Below are 24,238 nucleotides of genomic sequence, written 5' to 3'. Positions count from 1 at the left end.
CCCCGCCCGCGCGATCCGTTCCGCGCGGGCGGCGTCGGCGGTACATGAGACCCTTGTAGGGATCTGCCCGCCAACCCGAAAGCATGGCCAGTGACCGCCACGGACCGCTCCATCGAGCTCATCACCACCGCCGCCCAGGCGGCGGCCGACCGGCTCGCGCACGACATCATCGCGTACGACGTCAGCGACGTGCTGTCGATCACCGACGCCTTCCTGCTCGCATCGGCGCCCAACGACCGCCAGGTCAAGTCGATCGTCGACGAGATCGAGGAGCGCCTCCTCAAGGAGCTCGGCGCCAAGCCGGTGCGCCGCGAGGGCGACCGCGACGCCCGCTGGATCCTGCTCGACTACGTCGACATCGTCGTCCACGTCCAGCACAGCGAGGAGCGTGTCTTCTACGCGCTGGAGCGCCTGTGGAAGGACTGCCCCGAGATCGAGCTGCCCGAGGACGCCAAGCTCACCAAGGGCAAGGCCGAGGAGTACGCGAAGCTGCGCGAGGCCCAGGGCGACGACGACCTGGACGGTGATCTGTTCTGAGCGCCGGTACGAGCACGCCGTCCGGCGCCCGGACCGGCAGGAAGATCGTCCTGTGGCGGCACGGCCAGACGTCGTGGAACCTCGAGCGCCGCTTCCAGGGCTCCACGGACATCCCGCTGACCGAGACCGGTGTGGCGCAGGCGCGCCGCGCCGCCCGGCTGCTGGCCTCCCTGAGGCCGGACGCCATCGTGGCCTCCGACCTGATGCGCGCCTCCGCCACGGCCGCCGAGCTGGCCTCCGTGACGGGGCTGCCCGTCTCGCGCACCGCCGCGCTGCGCGAGACGTACGCCGGCGAGTGGCAGGGCCTGACCCACGACGAGATCCTCGACAAGCACGGCGAGCAGTACGCGGCCTGGAAGCGCGGCGAGCCCGTCCGCCGCGGCGGCGGCGAGCTGGAGACCGAGGTCGCCGACCGGGCCGCCCCGGTGGTGCTGGAGCACGCCGGACTGCTGCCCGAGGGCGGCACGCTCGTCGTGGTCAGCCACGGCGGTACCATCCGCACGACCATCGGCCGGCTGCTCGGGCTCGAAGCGCGCGACTGGGAGAGCCTGGGCGGGCTCTCCAACTGCTGCTGGTCCGTCCTGGGCGAGGGCGCGCGCGGTTGGCGCCTGCTGGAACACAACGCCGGCACGCTGCCGGAACCGGTGCTCGGCGACGACGACTGAGCCCGTCTCAGGGGCCCCGCCACCCGGATTTCACTTTCCGGGTGGTCACAGGCTAGAGTTCTTCTTGTTCGCAGCGCGGAACACCGGAAACGGGGGAGCGAGGCGGAGAGCGGGGCTATAGCTCAGTTGGTAGAGCGCCTGCATGGCATGCAGGAGGTCAGGAGTTCAATTCTCCTTAGCTCCACAATCAGGATCCCGTCCCCAACAGGGGGCGGGATCCTTTGCGTTTGGTCCTTCGGCGCTTGCTGACCTGTCGCGCACCCGCGTGGCAGAATCGGACGGCCGGAGGGGGAGTCGACGGCCCGACGCGGGAGGGAGTCGCTGACGGATGGGTGCACACCGGCGGCGGTGCGACTGGTGCAACAACGGCACGCCGATCGTGCGGGACATGGACCCGGTCAACCCCGACTACCAGTACTGGTGCGAGGAATGCGCGCGGGCGCTGATCATAAAAGGCGACCCCATCGAGACGTACCGCGAGCTCGAGGGCGAGCCGATCTACGGCCGGCTCCTGGACGAGCACTGCACGCTCAAGCGGTTCTACCAGTTCGCGCGGGCCTAGCCGGGGTCCTGCCCGGCCGTGGCTCCGCCATGCCGAAACGGGTGGGAGCGGGTAGGAACGGACAAATCTCCCCACCGGGAAGCCGTTTTTGGACCTGGGCCGGAACCGTGTAATGTTCTGGGTGTCGCCAGGGGGAACCGGCAAGGGAAACCGAGAAGGGGCCCGGCGGCAGAGAGAAACAAGGGGCTATAGCTCAGTTGGTAGAGCGCCTGCATGGCATGCAGGAGGTCAGGAGTTCAATTCTCCTTAGCTCCACAGTGTGGAAGAGGGTCATCCGGATCGGGTGGCCCTCTTCTCGTTGTACGGAACGACCGAGCGGCCGCCGGGACCCCTGCGGTACCCTGGCGCCATGCGTGCCGTACGCCTTCTGCTTACCGAGCCGCGCTGATCAGTACCGACCCCTCGAGACGGTCGGCATCGGCGCGGCGCCCCCTCCTGTGCGAGGGGTTTTTTCGTTTGAGCAAGCAGAGACGGCAGAGACGATCGATGGAGCTTCCAAAAACATGAGCGAGACGAACACCCCGGCCCCCGAGGCGGCCGAGGCGCACCGTTACACGGCTGCCATGGCCGCCGACATCGAGGCACGCTGGCAGGACGTATGGGACGCGCAGGGCACCTACGAGGCCCCGAACCCGGTCGGTGACCTGGCCGGGGACGCGGAGGTCGTCGCCCGCCCCAAGAAGTTCATCATGGACATGTTCCCGTACCCCTCGGGTGCGGGCCTGCACGTCGGCCACCCGCTCGGCTACATCGCCACCGACGTCTACGCCCGCCACCAGCGGATGACCGGCCACAACGTCCTGCACACCCTGGGCTTCGACGCCTTCGGCCTGCCGGCCGAGCAGTACGCCGTCCAGACCGGCACGCACCCGCGCGTCTCCACCGAGGCGAACATCGAGAACATGAAGGCCCAGCTGCGCCGCCTGGGCCTGGGCCACGACAAGCGCCGGTCCTTCGCGACGATCGACCCGGACTACTACAAGTGGACCCAGTGGATCTTCCTGCAGATCTACAACTCCTGGTACGACGCCGACGCGAAGAAGGCCCGCCCGATCGCCGAGCTGGTCGCCGCCTTCGCGGACGGCTCCCGCGAGGTCCCGGGCGGCCGCTCCTGGGACGCGCTGACCGCCGCCGAGCGGGCCGACGTCCTGAACGAGTACCGGCTGGCCTACGCCTCGGACGCGCCCGTCAACTGGTGCCCCGGCCTGGGCACCGTCCTGGCCAACGAGGAGGTCACCGCGGACGGCCGCTCCGAGCGCGGCAACTTCCCGGTCTTCAAGTCCCGGCTGAGCCAGTGGAACATGCGGATCACCGCGTACGCCGACCGGCTGCTGGACGACCTGGACGCGCTGGACTGGCCCGAGGCCATCAAGCTGCAGCAGCGGAACTGGATCGGCCGCTCCGAGGGCGCCCGCGTCGACTTCGCCGTCGGCGACGACGCGATCACCGTCTTCACCACCCGGCCCGACACCCTGTTCGGCGCCACCTACATGGTGCTGGCGCCCGAGCACCCGCTGGTCGAGAAGATCGTTCCGGCCGAGTGGCCCGAGGGCACCCACCAGGTGTGGACCGGCGGTTCCGCGACCCCGGGCGAGGCCGTGGACGCGTACCGCAAGCAGGCCGCCGCCAAGTCCGACGTCGAGCGCCAGGCCGAGGCCAAGGACAAGACCGGCGTCTTCACCGGCGCCTATGCGACCAACCCGGTCAGCGGCGCCCTCGTCCCGGTCTTCATCGCCGACTACGTGCTGATGGGCTACGGCACCGGCGCCATCATGGCCGTCCCCGCGCACGACTCCCGCGACTTCGCCTTCGCGCAGGCCTTCGAGCTGCCGGTGCGCTGCGTCGTGGAGCCCACGGACGACCGCGACGCCGACCCCGCCGAGTGGGAGGACGCGTTCACCTCGTACGACGGCACCCTGGTGAACTCCACCGGCGAGGGGATCTCCCTGGACGGCCTGGGCGTCGTCGAGGCGAAGGCCGCCATCACGGCCTGGCTGGCCGAGCGGGGCATCGGCGAAGGCACCGTCAACTTCCGGCTGCGCGACTGGCTGTTCAGCCGCCAGCGCTACTGGGGCGAGCCCTTCCCGATCGTCTACGACGAGGACGGCGTCGCGCACGCGCTGCCCGAGTCGATGCTGCCGCTGGAGCTGCCCGAGGTCGAGGACTACTCGCCGCGCACCTTCGAGCCCGACGACGCGTCCTCCAAGCCGGAGACCCCGCTGTCGCGCAACGAGGCCTGGGTCAACGTCGAGCTGGACCTGGGCGACGGCCGCGGCGTGCGCTCCTTCCGCCGCGAGACCAACACCATGCCGAACTGGGCCGGCTCCTGCTGGTACGAGCTGCGCTACCTGGACCCGCACAACGCGTCCGCGCTGGTCGACCCGGAGATCGAGCAGTACTGGATGGGCCCGCGCGAGGGCGCCCCGCACGGCGGTGTCGACCTGTACGTGGGCGGCGCCGAGCACGCGGTGCTGCACCTGCTGTACGCCCGATTCTGGTCCAAGGTGCTGTTCGACCTCGGCCACGTCTCCTCCGCGGAGCCGTTCCACAAGCTGTTCAACCAGGGCATGATCCAGGCGTACGCGTACACCGACGCACGCGGCGTCTACGTGCCGGCGGCCGAGGTCGAGGAGCGCGACGGCGGCTACTTCTACCAGGGCCAGCCGGTCAAGCGCGAGCACGGCAAGATGGGCAAGTCCCTGAAGAACGCCGTCACGCCGGACGAGATCTGCGAGGAGTACGGCGCCGACACGCTGCGCCTGTACGAGATGGCGATGGGCCCGCTGGACGTCTCGCGCCCGTGGGACACGCGGGCCGTGGTCGGCCAGTACCGGCTGCTGCAGCGCCTGTGGCGCAACATCGTGGACGAGGAGACGGGCGCCGTCACCGTCGTCGACGCAGAGCCGGGCGAGGACACCCTGCGCGCGCTGCACAAGGCGATCGACGGGGCCGGCTCGGACATGGCGGGCCTGCGCTTCAACACCGCCATCGCCAAGATCACCGAGCTGAACAACTTCCTGACCAAGGCGGGCCGCCCGCTGGAGCGCTCGGTCGCCGAACGGCTGGTCCTGCTGGTCGCCCCGCTGGCCCCGCACATCGCGGAGGAGCTGTGGCGGCGCCTGGGCCACACCGACTCGGTCGTCCACCAGGACTTCCCGGTCGCGGACCCGGCGTACGTCGTGGACGAGACCGTGACCTGCGTCGTGCAGATCAAGGGCAAGGTCAAGGCCCGCCTGGAGGTGCCGCCGGCGATCTCCGAGGGCGAGCTGGAGCAGCTGGCGCTGGCCGACGAGGCGGTCGTGGCGGCGCTGGGCGGGGCGGAGATCCGCAAGGTGATCGTCCGCGCGCCGAAGCTGGTGAACATCGTCGTCTGACGGGTCCTGCCGGGGCCGGCGGTGCCGCTGGTGCTGGCGGTGCCGGCGGTGCTGCTGGGCCCGGCGGTCCCGCGGGTCTCGGCGGTCCCGCTGGTCCCGCGGGTCTCGGCGGTCCCGCTGGGCCCGCTGGTTCCGCCGGTCTAGGGGTGATCCCGTACGGGCAGGTTGGGGGTTCGTTTGGAACCCCCGGCCTGCCCGTGGCGTTTACGGTGGAGGGGACGGAAAACGGCAGGGGAAGGGGGCCTCGTGGACGCAGGCTTGGTGATCATCATGTTTGCCCTGGTGATGCTGTTCGCCGTCCTGGGACTGGGCGTGTGGGCCACGGCGAAGGCCGTCGGCGCGGCGAAGCGCGGCGTGGACCGGACGATCATGCAGGCCCGGCGGACGGTGGAGGACACGGCGCTGAAGGCCAAGAGCATCGGCCAGGTCGGGGTCGGCGGCGCGCTGGCGCAGCTGCGGCTGGACCTGAGGACGTCGATGCGGGCGACGCGGGAGGCCCTGGACGAGGGCGTGCGGACGGACCCCTCGCTGAAGGAGTCCATCGGCCTGTTCCAGCAGCTCAGCGCACACGGGCACGAGCTGGATGACGAGCTGCGGCGGATGGAGCAGGACCCGGACCGGGCGCGCGTCGCGGCCGCCATGCCGGAGCTGAAGGAGCGGACCGCGAAGATCACGCAGGCCGCGGACTCGCTGCGGTGGGCGGCCCGGGAGCGGGCACGCCGCTTCGCAGACGATGACCTGGCGCACCTGTCGGCGCAGATCGAGGTCGAGTCCGGCGCCCTGCGGGACTGGGCCTCGCGGCGGGACGCGGCCGACGACCTGGCTGCTGCTGCGGCCGCGTGGGACGCGGGGGCCGGCGGACCGGCGGCGGGGGCGCAGGGGGCGCCGGGGATGCCGGGGACGCCGGGTCGTTCGGGGCAGACGTCGGCAGGGGCGGCCCCGACTCCCGCCCTGGACCCGTCCGCGCCGGCGCCGCAGTACCCCTGGCAGAAGAAGAGCCGGCGGCCCGAGGCGACGACCTGAGGAGCCGCAGGCGGTCGGCGGGTGGCCGACGGGTGGCCGCCTGGCGGTCAGCAGGCGGCCAGGGGCGCTGAACGGGGCGTGACGGCGGTGGCAGGAGGGGTCGGGCTGCCGCGGCACCCCCTCTGGCGGTAACCTCCGGCTCATGTCCCGCCATGTCGCGATCGTCACCGATTCCACGGCCTACCTGCCCCAACCGGCCATGGCGCGGCACGGAATCACCTCCGTCCCGCTGACCGTGGTCCTCGGGGACGAGGCCCTCGAGGAGGGCACCGAGATCTCGGCGCGCAGCCTGGCCCTGGCCCTGCAGAAGCGCCGCTCGGTCACCACCTCCCGGCCCGGTCCCGAGGAGTTCGTACGGGCCTACCGGGCGGCCGCGGAGGCCGGTGCGACCGGAATCGTCAGCCTGCACCTGTCCTCGGACTTCTCCGGCACCTACGACGCCGCAGTGCTGGCGGCGAAGACGGCCCCCGTGCCCGTGCGCGTGGTCGACACCGGCATGGTCGCCATGGCGCTGGGGTTCTGCGCCCTGGCCGCCGCCGAGACCGCCGAGGCGGGCGGCTCCGTCGACGAGGCCGTGGCCGCCGCCGAGAAGCGGGCCGCGGACATGTCGGCGTACTTTTACGTCGACACCCTGGACTACCTCCGGCGCGGCGGCCGCATCGGGGCCGCGCAGGCCCTGCTCGGCTCGGCCCTGGCCGTCAAGCCGCTGCTCACGCTGGACGGCGGGCGCATCGAGATGCTGGAGAAGGTGCGGACGGCGTCCAAGGCCATCGCGCGCCTGGAGGAGCTCGCGGTGGAGCGGGCCGGGACGGCGAGCGTGGACGTGGCCGTGCACCACCTGGCGGCGCCGGAGCGGGCCGAGAAGCTGGCGCAGCGGCTGCGCGAGCGGATCCCCGGCCTGGTCGAGCTGCACGTCAGCGAGGTCGGAGCGGTGATCGGCGCGCACACCGGTCCGGGCCTGCTGGCGGCGGTCGTCTCGCCGCGCTGATCACTGGAACGCGCTGATCAATCGGAACGCGCTGATCATCGGAACGCGCTGATCACTGGAACGCGCTGATCACTGGAACGGGTGGCGGAGATATCCACAACGGTGGGGATATCCACCGGAATTGAGGGCTCCGAGCGGGGGCCGGGGTCGGTGCCTACCGTCGGGGCATGACTCTTCGCAGGACGCTTCGTACGCGCAGTTCGCACCGGGCGGGAGCGGGCAGCGGCCCGGGCCGCCCCCGCCCCTCGGACGGCCGCCTGCGCCGCGCCGGCAGCACCCGCCGCCACGCCGACTCCCCGGACCCGGAGGCCCTCCGCCGCAGGGCCCAGGCCCTCCTGGGCGGCGGACGGCCGCCGGAGGCGAGGCCCGCTGCGGCGCCGCCGGTCGCCGGGCCGGGCCTGCCGATGGCGGCTTCGGCGCGGCCGTCGGCGGGGGCTTTGGCGGGGGCGCCGCCAGGCCGTCGGTCCGGGCCGTCCGAGGGGTTGCCGCCGTCGGCGGCGGCGGGGCCGGCGGGGCCGCCGCCGGGTGCGGTGATCGGCGTGCCGTCCGAACCCCCGTCGCTGCCTGCGTCGGGCGCGCCGCCTCGGGCGCCGTCCGGGCCGAGGGCCGAGCTGCCGGCGGGCCTTCCGCCCCGCTCGTTGGTGCCGGGCGGGCCGGCGCAGCCGCCGGGGGCGCCCGCCGGCCACCCGAACACCACGGCGGGGTCCGGGCGGTGGGTGGCGGTGCGGGAGCGGTTGCCGGTGTGGGTGCAGGCGCGGGTGGCGGTGCAGCCGCGGGCGGTCGCCGCCGTGGCGGTGGTGCTGGGCGCGGCGGTCGTGCTCGGGGTGCAGCAGTACTGGTCGGCCCGGCCGCAGCCGGTGACCGCGCCCGCGGTGGTGGGACCGGCTCCGGCGCCGGCTGTGGCGCAGGGCCCTGCCACCGGGCCGCCCGGCGGCTCCCGCATCGTGGTGGACGTCAGCGGCAAGGTCCGTGAGCCGGGGGTGCGGCGGCTGCCCGCGGGGTCGCGGGTGGAGGACGCGCTCGCGGCCGCCGGGGGAGTGCCGCCCGGCACGGACACCACCGGGCTCAACCGGGCCAGGGTGCTGGTCGACGGAGAACAGGTGGTGGTCGGAGGCCCGGCGCCGCCGGCCGCCCCGGGTTCGACCGGGCCAGGTTCGGGGCCGCTGAGTCTCGGTACGGCCACCGTGGAGCAGCTGGACGCGCTGCCCGGGGTCGGGCCGGTGCTGGCGCAGCACATCGTGGACTTCCGGACCGCCCGCGGCGGCTTCCGGTCGGTGGAGGAGCTCCGGCAGGTCGACGGCATCGGCGAGCAGCGCTTCGCCGACCTGCGCAAGCTGGTGCGGCCGTGAGCCGGGGCGAGGAGCGGGGGCCGGCGGACCTGCGGCTGGTGGTGCCGGCGCTGGCCGCCTGGGCGGGGGCCGCCGCCGCGCTCGACGCACCGGCCGGGTGGACCGCCGCCGGGGCGGGGCTGGGCGTCACAGCCGCCGGCCTGCTGCTCCTGGCGGGATGCCGGCGGCCGGAGCGGCTGTGGCGGGCCGGGACGGCCGCGGCCCTGGCCCTGCTGTGCGCGGCCGGCGCCGCCACCGTGGCGGGGCTGACGCGGGCCGAGGAGCGCGCCGGGCCGGTGGCGGCGCTGGCCCGGGAGCACGCCCGGGTCGTCGCCGAGGTCGCCGTCGCCTCCGATGCGCGGGCCACGCGCGGCGGCAGCGGGCCGCCCGCCGTGGTGCTGGACGCGGTGGTGACCCGGGTGGGGCCGCCCGGCGGAGGGCAGACGCGGGTCGCCACCCCGGTGCGGGTGCTCGCCGACGCGCAGTGGGCCGGGCTGCTGCCCTCCACCCGGGTGGCGGTGGAGGCGCGGCTGGCTCCGGGCCGGTCCGGGGAGCGGGCGGTGGCGCTGCTGCGGCCCGCCGGGGAGGCCCCGCCGCGGGTGACCGGTGGGCCGGATGCCGTGCAGCGGCTCGCCGGGCGGCTGCGGGCCGGGCTGCGCCGGGCCACCGAGGGCCTCGCTCAGGACGCCCGGGCCCTGCTGCCGGCGCTGGTGGTCGGGGACACCTCCCGGGTGCCGCCCGACCTGGACGCGGCGTTCCGGGCCACCGACCTGCTGCATCTGCTGGCCGTCTCCGGGTCCAACCTGACCGTGGTGCTGTTCCTGCTCATCGGGCCCCCGGCCCGCGCGCAGCAGGCCGAGCGGCGCGGGCTCGCGCCCCGCCTGGGGCTGTCCCTGCGGGCGACGGCTCTCGGCGGGGCGGCGCTGACCGTCGGCTTCGTGGTCGTCTGTCGGCCCGACCCGAGCGTGCTGCGGGCCGCGGCCTGCGGCGGGATCGGCCTGCTGGCCCTCGCCACCGGCCGGCGCAGGTCCCTGCTCCCCGCCCTGGCGGCCGCCGCGCTGCTGCTGGTGCTCCACGATCCGTGGCTGGCCCGCAGCCCGGGGTTCCTGCTCTCCGTGCTGGCGACGGGGTCCTTGCTGACGCTCGCCCCGCGCTGGGGCGAGGCCCTGCGGCGGCGGGGTGTGCGGCCGCGGTTCGCCGAGGCGCTGGGGGCCGCCGCCGCTGCCCAGGCGGTGTGCGCGCCGGTGGTCGCGGTGCTGTCGGCCCGGGTCGGCCTGGTCGCGGTGCCCTGCAACCTGCTGGCCGAGCTCGCGGCGGGTCCTGCGACCGTGCTCGGCTTCGCGGCCCTCGCGGCCGCCCCGCTGTCCATGCCGGCGGCGGAACTGCTCGCCCGCTGCGCGGCGGTGCCGGCCGGGTGGATCGCCGCCGTGGCGCGGGGCGGGGCGCGGCTGCCGGGGGCGGAGGTGGCCTGGCCCGGCGGGCTCACCGGCGGGCTGCTGCTGGCCGCGGCCACCGTGGCCGCCGTCTGCCTCGGCCCGCGGCTGCGGGACCGGCCGTGGGTGTGTGCGGCGCTGGTGGTGCTGCTGCTCCTCGCGGTGCTGCGGCCGCCGCAGCTCACCCGTACGCTCACCGGCTGGCCGCCGCCCGACTGGAGCTACGTCCAGTGCGCCGTGGGCCAGGGCGATGCCGCCGTGCTCGCCGCCGGGCCGGGCGCCGCCGTGGTGGTGGATGCGGGGCCCGAGCCCGGCCCGGTGGACGCGTGCCTGCGCAGCCTGGGGGTGCGCCGGGTGCCGCTGCTCCTGCTGACCCACTTCCATGCCGACCACGTGGGCGGCCTGTCCGGGGTGCTGCGGGGCCGGGCCGTCGGAGTGATCCAGACCACCACGCTGGAAGAGCCCGCCGGGCAGGCCCGGTCGGTCCGGCGGGCTGCGGCGGCGGCCGGGGTGCCCGTCGCACCGGCCACGGCGGGGGAGCGGCGCCGCACCGGGCCGCTGGAGTGGCAGGTGCTGTGGCCGCCGCCCGACGGCCCGCGGCCCGAGGGGCCCAACGATGCCAGCGTGGCCCTGCTGGTGCGCACCGCCGGTCTGACCCTGCTGCTGCTCGGCGACCTCGAACCGCCGTCCCAGCAGGCCCTGTTGAGCGCCCATCCGGACCTGGGCCCGGTCGATGTGCTCAAGGTCGCCCACCACGGCTCGGCGCATCAGGACCCTGCGTTGCAGGCCCGGATCCGGCCCCGGCTGGCGATCGTCCCGGTCGGCGCGGGGAACCGCTACGGCCACCCCGCCGCGGGCACCCTCGCGCAGCTGCGCTCGCTCGGCGCGGCCGTTCTGCGCACCGACAGCGACGGCTCGATCGCGGTCAGCGGAAGCGGTCCGGGCCTGCGGGCCTTCCCGTCGGGACGAAGGCGGCGACACGCCCATAGGGGGCGGGGCCCCTCTGTTTGCCCCCGACCCGACAGCATGATCGAATGCGTTCTCGCCACAGGGGTACAAGTCCATTCAGCACGGGGGTGCATCAACCATGTTCGGTCGCAGACGGGGGACGGAGACGGCCGGAAGCGCCGGCTCGCAGACATCCGCGACCCTGACACTGCCTCATACGGCGCGCCTGCTCAGCTGCCGGGTCCTCGACACGGTCCACCAGCCCGTCCGACAGGCGAAGTTCGAGGTGACCGACCCGATCGGCCGGCGCGTCGTCAGCGGCGAGACCGACCCGTACGGCGGCTTCACCGCAGCCGTCCCGGAGGGGGAGTACCGGCTCACCGTCACCGCCGACGGCTTCGCTCCCTTCCACGGGGCGACGATCGTGGGCGACACCGCGCAGCCCGGCACCGCCGAGATCATCCTCGATGCGGTGGAGCCGCCGCTGCTGCCGCAGCCCGGCCACTGGGAGCTCGACCCGGCGCACTCGACGATCGCCTTCACGGCCCGGCACATCGGCTTCGCCCGGATCCGCGGCCGGTTCAACACCTTCGCCGGCGCGGTGCGGATAGCCGACCGCATGGAGGACTCCTCCATGCACGTGATCATCGATGCGGCGAGCATCGACACCGGGCTGCGGATGCGGGACGACCACCTGCGCTCGGCGGACTTCCTGGACGCGGTCCGCTACCCGACCGTGGAGTTCTACAGCGAGCGGTTCATCCACCGCAGCGGCAGCCGCTGGGCCGTCGCGGGCGCCCTGACGCTGCACGGCACCAGCCGCTCGGTGACCCTGGACACCGAGTACCTGGGCCTGGGCACGGGGCTGGAGGGCGAGCCGCGCGCCGCCTGCCGGGCCTCCGCCGAACTCCACCGCGAGGATTTCACCCTGAACTGGCAGTCCCTGCTGGCGAACGGGGTCGCGGCGATCGGCTCCAGCGTGGACGTCACCCTCGACGTGCAGATCGTCCACAAGGCCTGAGGCGGGCCCGGGAGGCCCTACGGGGCCTCCAGCCAGCCTTCGTACGCGGCGGCGAGGCCGTCCAGCTCCGCGGCGTCGAGCTGCCGGTCGGGGTCCTCGACGACCACCAGCCACTGGGCGTCCTCGGCGTCGTCCTCGCCGGCCAGGGCGTCGCGGACCAGTTGCGGCTCCTCCGGCAGGCCGAAGCGGTCGACGACCTCCCCGGCCACCTCCTCGGCGGCGTCGCGGTCGGGCAGCACCAGTACATGTCGCAGGCTCACCCGACCATTCTCCGGTACGCGGCGCGGGGGACTGTCGGTGCGGCGTGGGATCCTGGGGGCGATGGCCACCAGGAAGAACACCACCGACGATCCGCTCGCCCCGCTCACCCTCGCGGTGGGGCAGGAGGACCTGCTGCTCGACCGCGCCGTTCGGGAGGTGGTGGCGGCCGCCCGCGCCGCCGACCCCGACACCGATGTGCGCGACCTCAACCCGGAGCAGCTCCAGCCCGGCACCCTGGCCGAGCTGACCAGTCCCTCGCTGTTCTCCGAGCGCAAGGTGCTGGTCGTGCGCAACGCGCAGGACCTGTCCGCGGACACCGTCAAGGACGTCAAGGCGTACCTGGCGGCCCCCGACGAGGACGTCGTCCTCGTGCTCCTCCACGCGGGCGGCGCCAAGGGCAAGGGCCTGCTGGACGCCGCCCGCAAGGCCGGGGCCCGGGAGATCGCCTGCCCGAAGATGACGAAGGCCGCGGACCGGCTGGCGTTCGTCCGGGGCGAGTTCCGCACGCTGGGCCGCTCCGCGACCCCGGAGGCCTGCCAGGCGCTGGTCGATGCGATCGGCAGCGACCTGCGGGAGCTGGCCAGCGCGGCCGCGCAGCTCTGCGCGGACGTCGAGGGCACCATCGACGAGGCCGTGGTCGGCCGTTACTACACCGGCCGGGCCGAGGCCTCCAGCTTCACCGTCGCCGACCGGGCCGTCGAGGGCCGGGCGGCGGAGGCCCTCGAAGCCCTGCGCTGGTCCCTGGCGACCGGCGTGGCCCCCGTCCTGATCACGAGTGCCCTGGCCCAGGCGGTCCGGGCGATCGGCAAGCTGGCCTCCGCACCCCGCGGCGCGCGCCCCGGCGACCTCGCCCGCGACCTCGGCATGCCCCCGTGGAAGATCGACCGGGTCCGCCAGCAGATGCGCGGCTGGTCTGCGGACGGCGTCGCCGACGCCCTGCGCGCGGTCGCGGAGGCCGACGCGGGCGTCAAGGGCGGCGGCGACGATCCCGAATACGCCCTGGAGAAGGCCGTCGTGGCCGTAGCCCGCGCAGCCCGCCCCCGCCGCCCCGCGTACTGACCGCCACCGCCGACGGACGGGCCCGCACGGCGGCCCGGCCTCGCCGGCGCTCCTGCCCCACCCGGCCGAATCGGCAGCGGGCTCCTGAACGACCTGCCCGCCCTGCCGGATCCGGCCGATCTGCTGCCCGCTGCTCAGGTCCTTGAGGGTCAGCTGCCCGATGCACCGGGCCAGCCCGCCCACCGCGGTCTGTCGGCGGGCGTCGAGGGCGATCGCGGTCCTGGTGGCGGTCGGAGTCGGGCCGGTCGGCGATCCGACCGGCGCGGGGAGCGGCTCGGTGCTGCCATGGAGGAACACCTCGACTCCGCCCTCGTCGTGTGCGCCGAGCGTGATCCCGACGACGGCTACGGCCAGGGCGATCAGCAGGCGGGCCGATGCCGCTGAGCAGCCATCCCCAGCGCGGAATCCCGCTTCGGGCGCGGTCCCCTGGTGCGCAGGGCACCCAGGGTGCGGGTGTGCACCGGGCACCCAGGGTGCGGGTGTGCACCGGGCGCCGCATGCACGGAGTGGCGTTCGGGGTATGACGAAGGCCCCGGCCGCCGCCCTGGGGAAGGGCGGAGGCCGGGGCCTTCGGTCACTGCTGTGTGCGCCGCACCCGCGTGGCGAACGCAGGCCGCGTGCGGCGCGGGGTGCCGGTCAGGAGCGGATGAGAGGGCCCGCTGGGTCCGTCCCGGCGATCACATCGAGTGCGGAACCTCAGACGGAGGCAACCTTGGAGGCCAGCGCCGACTTCTTGTTGGCGGCGGCGTTCTTGTGGATGACACCCTTCGAGACGGCCTTGTCCAGCTTCTTGGAAGCCAGGCGGACCGCAGCGGTGGCCTTCTCCGCGTCGCCGGCGAGGATGGCCTCGTTGGCCTTGCGGATGAAGGTGCGCAGCTCGGACTTGACCGACTTGTTGCGAAGGCGAGCCTTCTCGTTGGTCTTGTTCCGCTTGATCTGGGACTTGATGTTCGCCACGAAAGAGCCTTTTCAGGTTCAGAGTTTTTTTCCGGACGTGTCCCGTCTGCTGAGAGGGCATGCGAGACACAGCCACCCAGGCTACCAGGCACGCTTCGACCGGCCCAAACCGAGCGCATCCCTGCGTCCATGGGACCATGGGAGTCTGCGTACAGATCCGCCTGTCGCACAGACCGACGCTCAGCCAACGCTTCAGACTGCGACCCGAGAATCAGGACACTGCGTGCCCGCCATCCCCAGCAACGTGCCCGAGCCGAGCCGTACCGACCCGGCGCTGATCCGCAACTTCTGCATCATCGCGCACATCGACCACGGCAAGTCGACGCTTGCCGACCGGATGCTCCAGCTCACCGGCGTCGTCGACCAGCGGCAGATGCGCGCCCAGTACCTGGACCGCATGGACATCGAGCGTGAGCGCGGCATCACGATCAAGTCCCAGGCGGTCCGTCTGCCCTGGGCGCCCACCTCGGGCGACGGCATGGGCAAGACGCACATCCTCAACATGATCGACACCCCCGGGCACGTCGACTTCACCTACGAGGTCTCCCGCTCCCTCGCGGCGTGCGAGGGCACGATCCTCCTGGTGGACGCCGCCCAGGGCATCGAGGCCCAGACCCTCGCCAACCTCTACCTGGCGATGGAGAACGACCTCGCCATCGTCCCGGTCCTCAACAAGATCGACCTCCCGGCCGCCCAGCCGGAGAAGTTCGCCGAGGAGCTGGCGAACCTGGTCGGCTGCGAGCCCGACGACGTGCTGCGGGTCTCCGCCAAGACCGGTATCGGCGTGGACGCCCTGCTCGACCGCGTGGTGCAGACCGTCCCCGCGCCGGTCGGCGTCAAGGACGCCCCCGCCCGCGCGATGATCTTCGACTCCGTCTACGACTCGTACCGCGGCGTCGTGACGTACGTCCGTGTGGTCGACGGCACGCTCAACAAGCGCGAGCGCATCCGCATGATGTCCACCAACGCCACCCACGAGCTGCTCGAGATCGGCTGCAACTCGCCCGAGATGCTGCCGGCCGACGGCCTCTCGGTCGGCGAGGTGGGCTACCTGATCACCGGTGTGAAGGACGTCCGCCAGTCCAAGGTCGGCGACACCATCACCCAGATGACGGGCGGCGCCACCGAGGCGCTGGGCGGCTACAAGGACCCCAAGCCGATGGTGTTCTCGGGCCTGTACCCGCTGGACGGCTCCGACTACCCCGAGCTGCGCGAGGCCCTGGACAAGCTCCAGCTCAACGACGCCGCCCTGGTCTACGAGCCGGAGACCTCCGCCGCCCTCGGCTTCGGCTTCCGCGTCGGCTTCCTCGGCCTGCTGCACCTGGACGTGATCCGCGAGCGCCTCGAGCGCGAGTTCGGCCTCGACCTGATCGCGACCGCGCCGAACGTGGTCTACCGGGTCGTCCTGGAGGACGGCAAGGAGATCACGGTCACCAACCCGAGCGAGTTCCCCGAGGGCAAGATCTCGGACGTCTTCGAGCCGGTCGTGCGCGCCACGATCCTCGCCCCGACCGAGTTCATCGGCTCGATCATGGAGCTGTGCCAGAACCGCCGCGGCACCCTGCTCGGCATGGACTACCTCTCCGAGGACCGCGTCGAGATCCGCTACACCCTGCCCCTCGCCGAGATCGTCTTCGACTTCTTCGACCAGCTGAAGTCCAAGACCCGCGGCTACGCCTCCCTGGACTACGAGCCCACCGGCGAGCAGTCCTCCAGCCTCGTCAAGGTGGACATCCTGCTCCACGGCGACAAGGTCGACGCGTTCTCCGCCATCACCCACAAGGACGCCGCCTACGCGTACGGCGTGCGCCTGGTGGCCAAGCTGCGCGAGCTGATCCCGCGGCAGGCCTTCGAGGTGCCGGTCCAGGCCGCGATCGGCTCCCGCGTCATCGCCCGCGAGACGATCCGCGCCATCCGCAAGGACGTCCTCGCCAAGTGCTACGGCGGTGACATCTCCCGTAAGCGGAAGCTGCTGGAGAAGCAGAAGGAAGGCAAGAAGCGCATGAAGATGGTCGGCTCGGTGGAGGTCCCGCAGGACGCCTTCATCGCCGTCCTGTCGAGTGACGAGTCGGGCGCCAAGAAGAAGTAGCCGCCCGTAGCCGTCTGCCGTGCACGGCATGCGGAACAGGCCCCCGCGGAGCGCCGCGGGGGCCTGTTTCGTTATGAATCGGCGGCTCAAGGGCCCTTACGCGGCAGGCGGCGGCGCCCTACCCTGATCACTACCCGTTTGGTTACTCGCCAGTTTCAAATCCTGTTGCAAGCCCTGGTGCAAGCCCTGTTGGAAGCCGCCGCCGTCCACCCCACGGGACGGCCAGGCCCTGCCGCGTGGTCCGGAGGACGTCCGTGAGCGACACACAGACCCTGATCGAGAACCGTCCGCCCACCGTGGCGGCCCTCTTCCTTGAGCGTGTCGCCGCCACGCCGAACAACGAGGCCTACCGGTACCCGGTGCCCGCGGCCTCCGGCAGCGGACCCGACGACTGGAAGTCGCTGAGCTGGGGCCAGGCGGCCGAGCGGGTCTTCGCCATCGCCGCCGGACTGATCGACCTCGGCCTGGAGCCCGAGCAGCGCGTCGCGCTCGCCTCCAACACCCGCGTCGAGTGGATCCTCTCCGACCTGGGCGTGATGTGCGCGGGCGGCGCCGTGACCACCATCTACCCCAGCACCAACGCCGAGGAGTCGGCGTTCATCCTCTCCGACTCCGCCAGCCGCGTGCTGATCGCCGAGGACGCGGCCCAGCTGGCCAAGGCCCGCGAGCGCCGCGCCGACCTGCCCGAGCTCGCCCACGTGGTCGTCCTGGAGGCCGCCGACGCGGTCGCGGCCGAGGGAGACCCGGAGGGCTGGGTGCTCTCCCTCGCCGAGCTCGAGGCGCGCGGCAAGGAGTACCTCGCCAAGCACCCGGAGGCGGTCAAGGAGCGCATCGGCTCCATCGGCTCCGACCAGCTCGCCACGCTGATCTACACCTCCGGCACCACCGGCCGCCCCAAGGGCGTCCGCCTCCCGCACGACAACTGGTCGTACATGGCCAAGGCCACCGTGGCCACCGGCATGATCCACAGCGACGACGTGCAGTACCTGTGGCTGCCGCTCGCCCACGTCTTCGGCAAGGTGCTCACCTCCGGCCAGATCGAGGTCGGGCACGTCACCGCCGTCGACGGCCGCATTGACAAGATCATCGAGAACCTGCCGGTGGTCCAGCCCACCTACATGGCGGCCGTCCCGCGCATCTTCGAGAAGGTCTACAACGGCGTCGCGGCCAAGGCTCGCGCCGGAGGGGGCGCCAAGTACAAGATCTTCAAGTGGTCGGTGGGCGTCGCCCGCGAGTACGCCCGGACCACCCAGGACAACTACCGGCGCACCGGCAGCCCCAGCGTCCCCCTCGGCCTCGCCACCAAGCACAAGATCGCCGACGCGCTCGTCTACTCCAAGCTCCGCGACGCCTTCGGCGGCCGGCTGCGCGCCGCCGTCTCCGGCGCCTCCGCCCTCGCCCCCGAGATCGGCTACTTCTTCTCCGGCGCCGGCGTCCACATCCTCGAGGGCTACGGCCTGACCGAGTCCAGCGCCGCGTCCTTCGTCAACCCCGGCGAGGCCTACCGCACCGGCACCGTCGGCAAGCCGCTGCCCGGCACCGAGGTCCGCATCGCCGACGACGGCGAGATCCTGCTGCGCGGCCCCGGCATCATGCAGGGCTACCACGGCCAGCCCGACAAGACCGCCGAGGTGCTGGAGGAGGACGGCTGGCTGCACACCGGCGACATCGGCGAGCTCTCGCCCGACGGCTACCTGCGCATCACCGACCGCAAGAAGGACCTGATCAAGACCTCCGGCGGCAAGTACGTCGCCCCGGCCGAGATCGAGGGCCAGTTCAAGGCGATCTGTCCGTTCGTGTCGAGCATCGTCGTGCACGGCGCCGACCGGAACTTCTGCACCGCCCTGATCGCGCTCGACGAGCCCGCGATCCTCGGCTGGGCCGCCGAGCACGGCCTCGAGGGCAAGAGCTACGCCGAGGTGCTCGCCGCCGCCGAGACCAACCGGCTCGTCGAGACGTACGTACAGACCCTCAACGAGGGCCTCCAGCGCTGGCAGACCATCAAGAAGTTCCGGATCCTGCCGCGCGACCTCGACGTCGAGCACGGCGACCTCACCCCGAGCCTGAAGCTGAAGCGGCCGGTCGTCGAGCGTGAGTTCAAGCACCTGATCGACGAGATGTACGAGGGCGCCCGCGAGGCATGACGCCGCCAACGGCGGCGGTACCCGGGCCCCGAGGCCCCCGGCGCCGCCGCCCGGCCCGGGCAGCCGGACGGGCGGACGGAGCCGGGGCGGGCCCGGGGCGGACGGGCCCCCGCCCGCGTGCGGGACAATGGGGTCATGCCTTCCGCCCTGCCCGACGGTGACCCCATGCCCGAGGACGGCGCCCTGCCGTCGCACGCCCTGGCGGGCGCGGGGGACCGGCCCCTCGGGTTCTACCTGCACGTCCCGTACTGCGCCACGCGCTGCGGGTACTGCGACTTCAACACCTACACCGCGACCGAGCTGCGCGGCACCGGCGGCGTGCTCGCCTCCCGGGACAACTACGCCGACACCCTGATCGACGAGGTCCGCCTCGCCCGCAAGGTCCTCGGCGACGACCCGCGCCCCGTGCGCACCGTGTTCGTCGGCGGCGGCACCCCGACCCTGCTGCCCGCCGCGCACCTGGTCCGCATGCTCGCGGCGATCCGCGAGGAGTTCGGGCTCGCGGACGACGCCGAGATCACCACCGAGGCCAATCCCGAGTCCGTCGACCCCGCGTACCTGGCCGAGCTGCGCGCCGGCGGCTTCAACCGGATCTCCTTCGGCATGCAGAGCGCCAAGCAGCACGTGCTGAAGGTGCTGGACCGCACGCACACCCCCGGGCGCCCCGAGGCGTGCGTCGCCGAGGCCCGGCGGGCCGGCTTCGAGCACGTCAACCTGGACCTGATCTACGGCACCCCCGGAGAGTCCGACGACGACTGGCGCGCCTCGCTGGACGCCGCGCTCGGCGCCGGGCCGGACCACATCTCCGCGTACGCGCTGATCGTGGAGGAGGGCACGCAGCTCGCGCGGCGGATCCGGCGCGGCGAGGTCCCGATGACCGACGACGACGTCCACGCCGACCGCTACCTGATCGCGGACGAGGTGCTCGCCGGGGCGGGCTACGGCTGGTACGAGGTGTCCAACTGGGCCACCTCGGAGGCCGGGCGGTGCCTGCACAACGAGCTGTACTGGCGGGGGGCCGACTGGTGGGGTGCCGGGCCGGGTGCGCACAGCCACGTGGGCGGCGTGCGGTGGTGGAACGTGAAGCACCCGGGTGCGTATGCGGCTGCGCTGGCCGAGGGGCGGTCGCCCGGGGCCGGCCGTGAACTCCTCTCGGAGGAGGACCGCCGGGTCGAGCGGATCCTGCTGGAGCTGCGGCTGGTGGCCGGCTGCCCGCTGTCCCTGCTGGCCCCCGCCGGGCTGGCGGCGTCGCGGCGCGCGCTGGAGGACGGCCTGCTGGAGCCGGCCCCCTACGCGGCCGGCCGCGCCGTCCTCACCCTCCGCGGCCGCCTCCTCGCCGACGCGGTGGTCCGCGACCTGGTCGACTGACCCGTCTGCCGTCTGCCGTCTGCCGTCTGCCGTCTGTCGTCTGCCGTCTGCCGCTGCGCGGAGCGGTTCCCCACCCCGCCCCTTCCCGCTGTGCCGGATCTGCGGCTCCGCCGCGTGGCGGGCTCCGCCCCGGACCCCGTTCGCCTCAAGCGCCGGCGGGGCTGAAAGATCCGGGCGCTTCGCGCCCGGTGCGCTCAAACGCCGCGCGGGCTGGATTGTGCCGCTGCGCGGCGATTCCAGCCCCACCGGCACCGTCCAGCGCCGCCGGACCATCCAGCCCATCGGACCATCTAGCGCCGCCGGCACCATCCAGCCCCGCCCGGCGAAAATCCAGCCTCGCCGGCGTTCGAGGCGCGGGGGTCCGGGGGCGGAGCCCCCGATCTTTGAGCCGCGCCGGCGATTGACGCGGGCGGGGCCCGGGCGGAGCCCGCCACGCGGCGGAGCCGCATATCCGGCACAGCGGGAAGGGGCGGGGAGGGGAACGGCTGCGCGCAGCGCAACAAGGGCGGCCGGGCAGGCCGCGCAGCGGTCGCGCAGCGGAAACAGCGGTCAGGCCGTGACGTGGTCGATCAGGTGTTCCACCGCGCCCAGGAGCGGGGGTTCCAGGTCGCGGTACGACGTCACGCGGGACAGGATGTGCTGCCAGGCGGCCCCCGTGTTCGGCGGCCAGCCCAGCGCCCGGCAGACGCCCGTCTTCCAGTCCTGGCCGCGCGGGATCTCGGGCCAGGCCCGGATGCCGAGCGCGGCCGGCTTCACGGCCTGCCAGACGTCCACGTACGGGTGGCCCACCACCAGCACGTGCTCCGAGGAGACCTCCGCCGCGATGCGGGACTCCTTCGAGCCGGGGACCAGGTGGTCCACCAACACGCCCAGGCGGGCGTCCGGGCCGGGGGCGAAGGCCGCCACCACCGCGGGGAGGTCGTCGACGCCCTCCAGGTACTCGACCACGACCCCCTCGATCCGCAGGTCGTCGCCCCACACCCGCTCGACCAGCTCGGCGTCGTGCCGCCCCTCCACGTAGATCCGCCCGGCCCGCGCCACCCGCGCCCGGGCCCCCGGCACGGCGATCGAGCCCGACGCCGTGCGCCGCGGCCCGGCAGGGGCCCGGGAGGGCCGTACGAGGGTCACCGCGGCCCCCTCCAGCAGGAACCCGCCCGGCTGGAGCGGAAAGGCCCGCCGCTTGCCGAAGCGGTCCTCCAGCGTCACCGTGCCCGCCTCGCAGCCCACCACAGCCCCGCAGAAGTCCGTACCCGCCACCTCGACCACCAGGTCGGGTTCGGCCGGCACCTCGGGCACGGGCACGGCCTTGGCGCGCTTCCACGGCGGGGTCAGGTCGGGGGAGTACTCACGCATCCGGCCGACACTAGGAGAGCCGGCGGGCTCAGGCGCCCGACACGCCGAAACGCGCCGCCAGTGTGTCGCGTTGCGCACGCACGAACGCCGCGTCGACCACCGCCCCGTGCCCCGGCACGTACAGCGCGTCCTCCCCGCCCAGCGCCAGCAGCCGGTCCAGGGCCGCCGGCCACTGCCCCGGCACCGCGTCGGGCCCCGCCTGGGGCTCGCCCGACTCCTCCACCAGGTCCCCGCAGAACACCGTCTCCCGCTCGCCCGGCACGAAGACGGCCAGGTCGTACCCGGTGTGGCCGGGCCCCACGTTGGCCAGCAGGGCCTGCACCCCGCCCAGCTCCAGCGTCCACTCGCCCGACACCAGGTGCCGCGGCGGCACCAGCAGGTCGGCGGCCTCGGCGGCCTCCGCCGGATCCAGGCCTTGGCGGACCGCGTCGCTGCGCAGCCCGTCGCGGTCCGCGAGGAGCTCGGCGTCGAGGCCGACGGCCCCGTACACCTCGGCCCCGGAGAACGCGGCCCCGCCCAGGACATGATCGAAATGGCCGTGAGTGAATGCGATATGGGTCACGCGCCGACCGGTCAGCCGCTCCGCCTCGGACCTCAGCTGCGCCCCTTCGCGGACGCTCGAACCGGGGTCGACCAGAAGCACGGAATCGTCGCCTACCACCAGTCCCACCGTGCAATCCCATACCGGAAGGCGTCTGCGGCCGGTCCTCCGCGTCAACCGCTCCCACCCGGCCTCTTCCCAACGTACGTCCATGCCGCGACGCTACCTGGCGGGGGCACCTGGCGGGCCACCCTTGCTAGCCGCGTACTACCCGGCCGTACACTGACCGGGGGATCTCTGGCACTCGTGCGAGCCGAGTGCCAGACGCCACGGACGACCCTCACGACGACCCGCATCACACTGGAGGTGTGCACGCGATGCTCAGCGAACGCAGGCTCGAGGTGCTGCGCGCCATCGTCCAGGACTATGTCGGGACGGAGGAGCCGGTCGGCTCCAAGGCGCTGACCGAGCGGCACAGACTCGGCGTGTCGCCGGCCACCGTGCGCAACGACATGGCGGTGCTGGAGGAGGAGGGCTACATCGCCCAGCCCCACACCAGCGCCGGCCGGATCCCCACGGACAAGGGCTACCGGCTCTTCGTCGACAAGCTCGCCGGCGTCAAGCCGCTGTCGACGCCCGAGCGCCGGGCCATCCAGAACTTCCTCGACGGGGCCGTCGACCTCGACGACGTCGTGGGCCGCACGGTGCGGCTGCTCGCGCAGCTGACCCGGCAGGTCGCGATCGTCCAGTACCCCTCGCTGACCCGTTCCACCGTCCGGCACGTCGAGCTGCTCGCGCTGGCACCCGCCCGCCTGATGCTCGTGCTGATCACGGACACGGGCCGGGTCGAGCAGCGGCTCGTCGACTGCCAGCTGCCGTTCGGCGAGACCTCGCTGGCCGATCTGCGGGCGCGGCTCAACAGCCGTGTGGTGGGCCGCCGGTTCACCGACGTCCCGCAGCTGGTGCAGGACCTGCCGGAGTCCTTCGAGCCCGAAGACCGGCCGACGGTGTCGACCGTGCTGTCGACGCTGCTGGAGACCCTGGCCGAGGAGGCCGAGGAGCGCCTGATGATCGGCGGCACCGCCAATCTGACGCGCTCCGGACACGATTTTCCCCTGACGATCAGGCCGGTGCTCGAGGCGCTGGAGGAGCAGGTCGTGCTCCTCAAGCTGCTCGGCGAGGCCAATGAATCGGGCATGGCCGTACGGATCGGGCACGAGAATGCCTACGAGGGACTGAACTCCACGTCCGTCGTGTCGGTCGGCTACGGTTCGGGCGGCGAAACTGTCGCCAAACTCGGCGTGGTCGGACCGACCCGCATGGACTACCCCGGAACGATGGGAGCGGTACGCGCAGTGGCACGTTACGTCGGACAGATCCTGGCGGAGTCGTAAGTGGCCACGGACTACTACGCCGTCCTCGGCGTGCGCCGCGACGCATCGCAGGACGAGATCAAGAAGGCCTTCCGCCGTCTCGCGCGCGAACTCCACCCGGACGTGAACCCGGACCCGAAGACGCAGGAGCGCTTCAAGGAGATCAACGCGGCCTACGAGGTCCTGTCGGACCCGCAGAAGAAGCAGGTCTACGACCTCGGCGGCGACCCGCTGTCCTCTTCGGGCGGCGCGGGCGCGGGCGGCTTCGGAGCCGGCGGCTTCGGCAACTTCTCCGACATCATGGACGCCTTCTTCGGCCAGGCGGCGCAGCGCGGGCCGCGCTCGCGCACCCGCCGGGGCCAGGACGCCATGATCCGCCTCGACCTGGAGCTGGACGAGGCCGCCTTCGGCACGACCAAGGACATCCAGGTCGACACCGCCGTCGTCTGCACCACCTGCTCCGGTGAGGGCGCCGCCCCCGGCACCTCCGCGCAGACGTGCGACATGTGCCGCGGCCGCGGTGAGGTCTCGCAGGTCACCCGGTCCTTCCTGGGCCAGGTCATGACCTCGCGCCCCTGCCCGCAGTGCCAGGGCTTCGGCACCGTGGTCCCGACCCCGTGCCCCGAGTGCGCGGGCGACGGCCGGGTCCGCTCCCGCCGCAGCCTGACGGTCAAGATCCCGGCCGGTGTCGAGAACGGCACCCGCATCCAGCTCGCGGGCGAGGGCGAGGTCGGCCCCGGCGGCGGCCCCGCCGGCGACCTGTACGTCGAGATCCACGAGCTGCCGCACCCGACCTTCCAGCGGCGCGGGGACGACCTGCACTGCACGGTCACCATCCCCATGACGGCGGCGGCCCTGGGCACCAAGTGCCCGCTGGAGACGCTGGACGGCATGGAGGAGATCGACATCCGGCCCGGCACCCAGTCCGGCCAGGCGATCCCGCTGCACGGGCGCGGCGTGACGCACCTGCGCGGCGGCGGCCGCGGCGACCTGATCGTCCACGTCGAGGTGCAGACCCCGGCCAAGCTGGACCCCCAGCAGGAGGAGCTGCTGCGCCAGCTGGCGAAGCTGCGCGGCGAGGAGCGGCCGATGGGCCAGTTCGCGCCGGGCCAGCAGGGGCTGTTCAGCCGCCTGAAGGACGCGTTCAACGGCCGCTGAGCCGCAGGACCGCTGTTGCGGGCCCGGTCCGGGAATTCCCGGGCCGGGCCCGCGGC

General features: G+C 73.2%; 19 protein-coding genes, 2 tRNA genes and 1 pseudogene. 18 read left to right on the top strand and 4 right to left on the bottom strand.

Features of this window, described 5'->3' with window-relative positions:
• Nucleotides 1–90 precede the first annotated feature (90 nt).
• The 12 genes and pseudogenes from rsfS (at nt 91) to ABZ924_RS07140 (ending at nt 11,879) form a co-directional block, all read left to right on the top strand.
• Nucleotides 91–537, top strand: coding sequence for a ribosome silencing factor (gene rsfS / locus ABZ924_RS07195; RefSeq protein ID WP_114057521.1), 447 nt, complete (start codon nt 91–93; stop codon nt 535–537).
• On the top strand, nt 534–1,202 hold the full coding sequence (locus ABZ924_RS07190; protein ID WP_361905405.1) for a histidine phosphatase family protein: 669 nt from the start codon (nt 534–536) through the stop codon (nt 1,200–1,202). The genes rsfS and ABZ924_RS07190 overlap by 4 nt, the downstream gene beginning before the upstream one ends.
• A gap of 111 nt (nt 1,203–1,313) precedes the next feature.
• Nucleotides 1,314–1,386 (top strand) — tRNA-Ala (locus ABZ924_RS07185).
• A gap of 144 nt (nt 1,387–1,530) precedes the next feature.
• Entirely contained in the window at nt 1,531–1,764 is a 234-nt protein-coding gene (locus ABZ924_RS07180; RefSeq protein ID WP_008738908.1) for a hypothetical protein, read from the top strand.
• A gap of 182 nt (nt 1,765–1,946) precedes the next feature.
• Nucleotides 1,947–2,019, top strand: a tRNA-Ala gene (locus ABZ924_RS07175).
• A gap of 248 nt (nt 2,020–2,267) precedes the next feature.
• Nucleotides 2,268–5,138 (top strand): leucine--tRNA ligase, encoded by a 2,871-nt coding sequence (gene leuS / locus ABZ924_RS07170; protein ID WP_361905345.1) that lies wholly within the window; start codon nt 2,268–2,270, stop codon nt 5,136–5,138.
• 21 nt (nt 5,139–5,159) lie between these two features.
• Nucleotides 5,160–5,282: a hypothetical protein gene (locus ABZ924_RS07165; RefSeq protein WP_361905342.1), complete on the top strand. Its 123-nt coding sequence runs from the start codon at nt 5,160–5,162 to the stop codon at nt 5,280–5,282.
• Nucleotides 5,283–5,384: 102 nt separating this feature from the next.
• Nucleotides 5,385–6,161 (top strand): hypothetical protein, encoded by a 777-nt coding sequence (locus ABZ924_RS07160; RefSeq protein ID WP_361905339.1) that lies wholly within the window; start codon nt 5,385–5,387, stop codon nt 6,159–6,161.
• A 142-nt stretch (nt 6,162–6,303) separates the two neighbouring features.
• Entirely contained in the window at nt 6,304–7,149 is an 846-nt protein-coding gene (locus ABZ924_RS07155; protein WP_361905336.1) for a DegV family protein, read from the top strand.
• 722 nt (nt 7,150–7,871) lie between these two features.
• Complete coding sequence (locus ABZ924_RS07150) at nt 7,872–8,498, top strand: ComEA family DNA-binding protein (RefSeq protein WP_361905333.1); 627 nt, start codon at nt 7,872–7,874, stop codon at nt 8,496–8,498.
• A pseudogene (locus ABZ924_RS07145) lies at nt 8,495–10,861 on the top strand (ComEC/Rec2 family competence protein); the annotation flags it as partial. The gene ABZ924_RS07150 and the pseudogene ABZ924_RS07145, both read left to right, overlap by 4 nt.
• Nucleotides 10,862–10,997: 136 nt before the next feature.
• Nucleotides 10,998–11,879, top strand: coding sequence for a YceI family protein (locus tag ABZ924_RS07140; protein WP_361905331.1), 882 nt, complete (start codon nt 10,998–11,000; stop codon nt 11,877–11,879).
• Between the two features lie 17 nt (nt 11,880–11,896).
• Here ABZ924_RS07140 and ABZ924_RS07135 read toward each other — a convergent pair whose 3' ends face one another.
• Nucleotides 11,897–12,139, bottom strand: coding sequence for a hypothetical protein (locus tag ABZ924_RS07135; RefSeq protein ID WP_361905328.1), 243 nt, complete (start codon nt 12,137–12,139; stop codon nt 11,897–11,899).
• A gap of 61 nt (nt 12,140–12,200) precedes the next feature.
• Between ABZ924_RS07135 and holA the strand changes: the two genes are divergently transcribed.
• A complete protein-coding gene (holA, locus tag ABZ924_RS07130; protein WP_361905325.1) occupies nt 12,201–13,199 on the top strand; it encodes a DNA polymerase III subunit delta in 999 nt (332 codons plus the stop codon).
• 696 nt (nt 13,200–13,895) lie between these two features.
• Here holA and rpsT read toward each other — a convergent pair.
• The gene (gene rpsT, locus ABZ924_RS07125) at nt 13,896–14,156 is read right to left on the bottom strand and encodes a 30S ribosomal protein S20 (RefSeq protein ID WP_361905322.1); all 261 of its coding nucleotides are present in this window, start codon (nt 14,154–14,156) and stop codon (nt 13,896–13,898) included.
• A 223-nt stretch (nt 14,157–14,379) separates the two neighbouring features.
• Between rpsT and lepA the strand changes: the two genes are divergently transcribed.
• From lepA to hemW, 3 genes are all read left to right on the top strand, one after another.
• On the top strand, nt 14,380–16,245 hold the full coding sequence (gene lepA / locus ABZ924_RS07120) for a translation elongation factor 4 (RefSeq protein WP_361905319.1): 1,866 nt from the start codon (nt 14,380–14,382) through the stop codon (nt 16,243–16,245).
• A 254-nt stretch (nt 16,246–16,499) separates the two neighbouring features.
• The gene (locus ABZ924_RS07115) at nt 16,500–18,389 is read left to right on the top strand and encodes an AMP-dependent synthetase/ligase (protein ID WP_361905316.1); all 1,890 of its coding nucleotides are present in this window, start codon (nt 16,500–16,502) and stop codon (nt 18,387–18,389) included.
• A 135-nt stretch (nt 18,390–18,524) separates the two neighbouring features.
• On the top strand, nt 18,525–19,757 hold the full coding sequence (gene hemW, locus ABZ924_RS07110) for a radical SAM family heme chaperone HemW (RefSeq protein WP_361905313.1): 1,233 nt from the start codon (nt 18,525–18,527) through the stop codon (nt 19,755–19,757).
• Nucleotides 19,758–20,306: 549 nt separating this feature from the next.
• On the opposite strand, the gene ABZ924_RS07105 is transcribed toward hemW, so the two are convergent.
• Complete coding sequence (locus ABZ924_RS07105; RefSeq protein WP_361905310.1) at nt 20,307–21,110, bottom strand: DUF3097 domain-containing protein; 804 nt, start codon at nt 21,108–21,110, stop codon at nt 20,307–20,309.
• Between the two features lie 28 nt (nt 21,111–21,138).
• Nucleotides 21,139–21,864 carry an MBL fold metallo-hydrolase gene (locus tag ABZ924_RS07100; RefSeq protein ID WP_361905307.1) on the bottom strand — a complete coding sequence of 242 codons (726 nt, stop codon included), beginning with the start codon at nt 21,862–21,864 and terminating at the stop codon, nt 21,139–21,141.
• A 164-nt stretch (nt 21,865–22,028) separates the two neighbouring features.
• Here ABZ924_RS07100 and hrcA point away from each other — a divergent pair, with 164 nt between their 5' ends.
• Both hrcA and dnaJ read left to right on the top strand, forming a co-directional pair.
• A complete protein-coding gene (gene hrcA / locus ABZ924_RS07095) occupies nt 22,029–23,045 on the top strand; it encodes a heat-inducible transcriptional repressor HrcA (RefSeq protein ID WP_361905402.1) in 1,017 nt (338 codons plus the stop codon).
• The gene (dnaJ, locus tag ABZ924_RS07090) at nt 23,046–24,182 is read left to right on the top strand and encodes a molecular chaperone DnaJ (protein WP_361905304.1); all 1,137 of its coding nucleotides are present in this window, start codon (nt 23,046–23,048) and stop codon (nt 24,180–24,182) included.
• Nucleotides 24,183–24,238 lie beyond the last annotated feature (56 nt).

The organism is Streptomyces sp. NPDC046876 (genome assembly GCF_040645035.1).
In the GTDB taxonomy this organism is placed as follows: domain Bacteria; phylum Actinomycetota; class Actinomycetes; order Streptomycetales; family Streptomycetaceae; genus Streptomyces.
Note: the sequence above shows the minus strand (reverse complement) of the source record. Positions and strands in the feature narration are given on the sequence as shown.